The 262-nt window shown below is 71.0% G+C and carries 1 protein-coding gene; it reads right to left on the reverse strand.

Annotated features, from left to right (window positions below):
* Positions 1-245, reverse strand: a 245-nt coding sequence (locus HKX41_12005; protein ID NNC24858.1) for a hypothetical protein, incomplete at its 3' end; no start/stop codon positions are given.
* Between the last annotated feature and the right edge of the window lie 17 nt (positions 246-262).

A 262-nucleotide genomic window follows, 5' to 3' on the forward strand; every position in this document is an offset into this window, starting at 1 on the left:
ATCGCGGCGACGATGCCGGCGACCGGATGGATCAGCACGCCGCAGGCCACGCCGGCGGCGAGCGACAGCGCGGCCATCGCCCCGCCCAGGCGCACCGGCGGCAGCGGCTTGAAATCGACATCGGCGAACAAGACGTCCGGCGAATTGAGACAGCGTGCGCCGTAGCTGTTGCGCGTGATCACCACCTCGCCGTGGCGGGCGACGATCTCCTCGCGGATCGGCAGGCCTTCGGCGTCGTAGGGCACGCGCGGTTCGTTGCTCG

The sequence above is a fragment of the Salifodinibacter halophilus genome, from assembly GCA_012999515.1.
In the GTDB taxonomy this organism is placed as follows: domain Bacteria; phylum Pseudomonadota; class Gammaproteobacteria; order Nevskiales; family Salinisphaeraceae; genus Salifodinibacter; species Salifodinibacter halophilus.